The organism is Bradyrhizobium acaciae, from assembly GCF_020889785.1.
GTDB lineage: Bacteria > Pseudomonadota > Alphaproteobacteria > Rhizobiales > Xanthobacteraceae > Bradyrhizobium > Bradyrhizobium acaciae.
In genome coordinates this window covers 1-4877 of the sequence record NZ_JACMYK010000249.1, presented here as the reverse complement: position 1 = coordinate 4877, position 4877 = coordinate 1, and the positions used below count along the sequence as shown (strand labels likewise).

6 protein-coding genes are annotated in these 4877 nt (G+C 64.9%); 4 read left to right on the top strand and 2 right to left on the bottom strand.

Annotated features, from left to right (window positions below; translation table 11 throughout):
• The 4 genes from H8A92_RS39500 to H8A92_RS39485 form a co-directional block, all read left to right on the top strand.
• Window positions 1-373: chemotaxis protein CheW (locus H8A92_RS39500; RefSeq protein WP_229200663.1), on the top strand; the 373-nt coding region annotated here is incomplete at its 5' end.
• A gap of 58 nt (window positions 374-431) precedes the next feature.
• Window positions 432-797: a response regulator gene (locus H8A92_RS39495; protein ID WP_018273268.1), complete on the top strand. Its 366-nt coding sequence runs from the start codon at window positions 432-434 to the stop codon at window positions 795-797.
• A 75-nt stretch (window positions 798-872) separates the two neighbouring features.
• Window positions 873-2039 carry a protein-glutamate methylesterase/protein-glutamine glutaminase gene (locus tag H8A92_RS39490; protein ID WP_229200662.1) on the top strand — a complete coding sequence of 389 codons (1167 nt, stop codon included), beginning with the start codon at window positions 873-875 and terminating at the stop codon, window positions 2037-2039.
• Window positions 2036-2908 (top strand): CheR family methyltransferase, encoded by an 873-nt coding sequence (locus tag H8A92_RS39485; protein WP_229200661.1) that lies wholly within the window; start codon window positions 2036-2038, stop codon window positions 2906-2908. Before H8A92_RS39490 ends, H8A92_RS39485 begins: the two co-directional genes overlap by 4 nt.
• A gap of 167 nt (window positions 2909-3075) precedes the next feature.
• Here H8A92_RS39485 and H8A92_RS39480 read toward each other — a convergent pair whose 3' ends face one another.
• Window positions 3076-4233 carry a glutathionylspermidine synthase family protein gene (locus tag H8A92_RS39480; protein WP_229200660.1) on the bottom strand — a complete coding sequence of 386 codons (1158 nt, stop codon included), beginning with the start codon at window positions 4231-4233 and terminating at the stop codon, window positions 3076-3078.
• A 32-nt stretch (window positions 4234-4265) separates the two neighbouring features.
• A partial coding sequence (locus tag H8A92_RS41135) for a hypothetical protein (RefSeq protein WP_338026702.1) occupies window positions 4266-4877 on the bottom strand: 612 nt, incomplete at its 5' end.

The following is a 4877-nucleotide window of genomic DNA, read 5'->3' as shown; positions in this document are numbered from 1 at the left end:
AGACGTGTTCATGCCGGAGCGGCTGACGCGGGTGCCGCTGGCCTCCAGCGAGATCGCCGGCGTGCTCAACCTGCGCGGCCGCATCGTCACCGTGGTCGACATGCGCGCCCGGCTCGGCCTGCCGAAGGCCGACGACGGCAGGCTGCCGATGGCGGTCGGCGTCGACCAGCGCGGCGAATCCTATGGCCTCCTGATCGACCAGATCGGCGAGGTGCTGCGGTTGCCCGATGACGGCCGCGAGGACAATCCGGTCAACCTCGATCCCCGCATGGCCAAGCTCGCCGGCGGTGTCCACCGCCTCGACGGCCAGCTGATGGTCGTCCTCGATATCGATCGCGTGCTCGAACTGGTGCCCGACGCCAAAGCGGCGTGAGCCGAGAGAACTGAAGAACTGAAACATCCCACCGGGGATGAGGAAGTAGAGGTCGCAGATGAGAACCTGTCTTGTTGTCGATGACTCCAGCGTCATTCGCAAGGTCGCCCGCCGCATCCTGGAAGGGCTCGATTTCCAGATCGTGGAAGCCGAGGACGGCGCCAAGGCACTCGAAGCCTGCAAGCGTGCGATGCCGGAAGCCGTGCTGCTCGACTGGAACATGCCCGTGATGGACGGCTATGAGTTTCTCGGCAATCTCCGTCGCATGCCCGGCGGCGATCAGCCCAAGGTCGTGTTCTGCACCACCGAGAATGACGTCGCGCATATCGCACGCGCGCTGCATGCCGGTGCCAATGAATACATCATGAAGCCGTTCGACCGGGACATCGTCACCGCGAAGTTCCAGGAAGTCGGACTCATCTAAGTCTACGTTCGATCCGGCGGCAGAAGCCTTCGGCTAAACGGTTGTTGTGCGTCGTGTTGCGTCGCTGGTGAAGTCATGAGTGTCGCGTTGACAAGTACTGCGGTTCCGACATCGATCCGTTCCGACAAGGTGCGGGTGATGGTGGTCGACGATTCCGTGGTGATCCGTGGGATGATCTCGCGCTGGATCGGCGCCGAGCCCGACATGGAGGTTGTGGCCTCGCTGCGCACCGGCCTCGATGCCGTCAACCAGATCGAGCGCATCAACCCCGACGTCGCGGTGCTCGATATCGAGATGCCCGACCTCGACGGCATCTCGGCGCTGCCGCAGTTGCTCGCGAAGAAGCGCGATCTCGTCGTCATCATGGCCTCGACGCTGACCCGCCGCAACGCGGAGATCAGCCTGAAGGCGCTGTCGCTCGGCGCGTCCGACTACATTCCGAAGCCGGAGAGCACGCGCGAGGCCACCGCCGCGGAGACTTTCCGCCACGACCTGATCCAGAAGATCCGTCATCTCGGCGCCAAGGCGCGGCGCAACCCCGTGCACCCAACGGCGAGCCCGCCGCTTGCGCCCGGTCACGACAGGCCGCGCACGTCGGCTCCCGCCGCTGCGCACACCGCGCCAGCGCAGATCGCGCGCCGTTCGTTCGGCCTGCTGTCGCCGAAAGTACTGCTGATCGGTTCCTCCACCGGCGGTCCGCAGGCGCTGATGTCGCTGGTCGCAGAGATCGGTCCCGTGATCGATCGCGTCCCGGTGCTGATCACCCAGCACATGCCGCCGACCTTCACCACCATTCTCGCCGAACATCTGGCGCGCACCAGCAAGCGGCCGGCGCATGAGGGGATCGATGGCGAGACCATCAAGCCGGGTCATATCTATCTGGCGCCGGGTGGACGCCACATGCGCATCGCCCGCCACGGCATCGATGCCACCATCGCGCTCGACGACGGGCCGCCGGTCAATTTCTGCAAGCCCGCGGTGGACCCGATGTTCACCTCCGCGATCGATGTCTGGCAGGGCAGCATCATGTCGGTGATCCTGACCGGCATGGGCTCCGACGGCATGCGCGGCGGCAAGGACATCGTCGCCGCCGGCGGCAGCGTGATCGCCCAGGACGAAGCGACCAGCGTGGTGTGGGGCATGCCCGGTGCTGCGGTCAATGCCGGCATCTGTGCCGCCGTGCTCCCGCTCAATCAGATCGCACCGAAGCTTGTTCGCGTGTTTGCGGGAGACCGTTCGTGACGCCGCTGGACTACGAGTATCTGCGTAAGCTGCTGAAAGAGCGTTCCGGCCTCGATCTCTCCGCCGACAAGCAGTATCTCGTCGAGAGTCGCCTGCTGCCCTTGGCGCGCAGGTCGAACCTCGCCGGAATTCCCGAGCTGGTGCAGCGGATGAAGGGCGGCGCCGAGCTGCTGACGTCGGAGGTGGTCGAAGCGATGACCACCAACGAGACCTTCTTCTTCCGCGACAAGATTCCGTTCGATCATCTGAAGGACGCGGTGCTGCCGGCGCTGGCGCGGGCACGGGCCGCACGCCGCAGCCTGCGGATATGGTGCGCGGCGTCGTCGACCGGGCAGGAGCCCTATTCGATTGCGATGCTGCTGAAGGAAATGACCGCGCTGTTCAGCGGCTGGCGCATCGAGATCATCGCCACCGACCTGTCGCAGGCGGTGCTGGAGAAATCCAAGGCCGGCCTGTTCAGCCAATTCGAGGTGCAGCGCGGTTTGCCGATCCAGCTCCTGGTGAAGTACTTCGTGCAGAAGGGCGAGCACTGGCAGCTCAACGCCGATATCCGCAGCATGGTACAGCACCGCCAGCTCAACCTGCTGCAGGACATTTCACATCTCGGCACCTTCGACGTGATCTTCTGCCGCAACGTGCTGATCTATTTCGATCAGCAGACCAAGGCCTCGATCTTCGGCAAGGTCGCGCGGATGCTCGAGCCTGATGGCGTGCTGGCGCTTGGCGCGGCGGAATCGGTGGTCGGCATCACCAACCTGTTCAGGCCCTATCCCGACCGCCGCGGCCTCTATCAGCCGAGCACCGCCCCGGTCGCGCGCGCCGGCGCCGCCGTTCATGCGCTGAAGGCGGTCGCGTCCGCTGCGCGCTGATCTGACTTTTCGAGGATAGTTCGGCTCTCTCCGTCACCCTGAGGAGCCGCGCAGCGGCGTCTCGAAGGGTCGACGGCCACCATCCGGGCCATGCATCCTTCGAGGCTCGCAGAGCTCGCACCTCAGGATGACGGGAAGAGAGCTGTCTTCGTCTCCGCGATCATGAACTACAAAATCGCGTGCGGCAGGAAGCGCGATGTGTTGCCGGTGATCGGATTTTCGTCTTCTCGAATCGACAGCCCGCAGGGCGTGTGGTCGACCAGCCAGCTTCCGAGCACGGGATACTGCCCGGAAAAATTCGGCAGCGGGGCCAGTGCCTGCCGGATGAAACCTTCGGCGCCGTAAGGGCCTTGCTCCGCGACCAGCGTGATGCCGGCGCTCACCAGCTCGACATTGGCGCCCTCGCGCGAATAGATCGGCTTGCGCACGAACGAGCTGCCGAGCTGCGCGGCCTGCGGGTCGTCCTCGAAATAGGCCGGCAGCAGATTGGGATGGCCCGGAAACATCTCCCACAACAACGGCAGGATGCCCTTGTTGGACAGGATCGCCTTCCACGGCGGCTCGATCCATTGCGTCGGCGCGGAGCTGAGGTTCTTGCCGAATGCGTCGTGGAACATCCACTCCCAGGGATAGAGCTTGAAGGCGAGCGCGATCGGGCGTTCGTCGAGGTCGACGAACTGGCCGTCGTTGCGCAGCCCGATCTCTTCGATGTCGAGCAGCGTGGTCTTCAGCCCGGCTTGCGCCGCGGCATCCTCGAGATAGGCAAGCGTGCCGGCGTCCTCTGCATTTCCGGTCAGTCCGGTGAGATGCAACGGATGGTTGGCGCCGATTGTTGTCCAGGCCTCGATCAGCCGATCGTGGATCGAGTTGAACTGGTCGGCGCGCTTCGGGATGATGTTGCGTTCGATCGCCTGTTCGAGCCAGGTCCATTGAAACACCGCCGCCTCGAAGATCGAGGTCGGCGTGTCGGCATTGTATTCGAGCAACTTGGCCGGGCCGCTGCCGCTGAATTTGAGGTCGAGCCGGCCGTAGAGGCTCGGATCCTTGCGGCGCCAGCTCGCCGCGATCAGATCCCAGAACGCTTGGGGTATTTTCAGCCGGCGCAGATATTGCTCATCCTTGACCGCGCGCCCGGCGAGCTCGAGGCACATCCCGTCGATCTCGCCGGTCGGTGCCTCGATATCGCGCTCGATCTCGTCGAGCGTGAAGGCGTAATAGGCGCGCTCGTCCCAGTAGCGTTCGCCGTCGATGGTATGGAAGGTGAAGCCGGAGTTCTCGGCGGTCGTTTGCCAATCGTCGCGCTCGGAACATGCGATGCGTTGCATGAAGGGGACCGTGATCGCTCGTCAGTTTTGTTTCAGGCGCCGCCATGCGAAGGATAATCGTAGTGGGCGATGGTGCGTGGCGCGCTGCCGAAGCCACCTGCGGGCGACACTTGCATGGGCTTCCGCTTGGTTTTGTGCCCGGCGTGACGATGGTGGCTGCGCGCCTGGCCTGGCGTCAGGCCCATCGACGCTGCGCCGATCGCGACGCTTCCCATCAATTTCAGCCATACACGGCGTGAGCGCTTCACCGACGCGATCCTTGACGCGATCCTTGCCATCTGCCGCGCTGCAGTTTCCATCAGCTGCGATCGTCGGGCAAGCGAAAGCGCGATGACGCACCGACGATGCGGTAGGGTTTCTGTCAGCCACCGCCGAAGCCGAACGCATGCGCGAACGAGCCGAAACCGCCGCGGCTGACCGACGAGCTTGACGACGAACTCGACGAGGACGACGAGCCGCTCGACGAGGAGCCGCTGCTGTAGAAGCTGCTGTGCGACGAACCGCCCCCGCCCGATCCGGATGACGAACCGCGCGGCCCGCAATCGGCGCCCGGTTGCGGCGGGACCGGCGCGGTAACGCCCGGAGGCGGCGGCCGGATGGGCTGACAATTCTGCCGCGGCATCAGCGCGTAGGCGCCGCCGCCG

Bases quoted from the DNA above. Each gene is read 5' to 3' on its own strand.
- H8A92_RS39495 (WP_018273268.1), top strand. From the start codon at position 432: ATGAGAACCTGTCTTGTTGTCGATGACTCCAGCGTCATTCGCAAGGTC.
- H8A92_RS39490 (WP_229200662.1), top strand. From the start codon at position 873: ATGAGTGTCGCGTTGACAAGTACTGCGGTTCCGACATCGATCCGTTCC.
- H8A92_RS39480 (WP_229200660.1), bottom strand. From the start codon at position 4,233: ATGCAACGCATCGCATGTTCCGAGCGCGACGATTGGCAAACGACCGCC.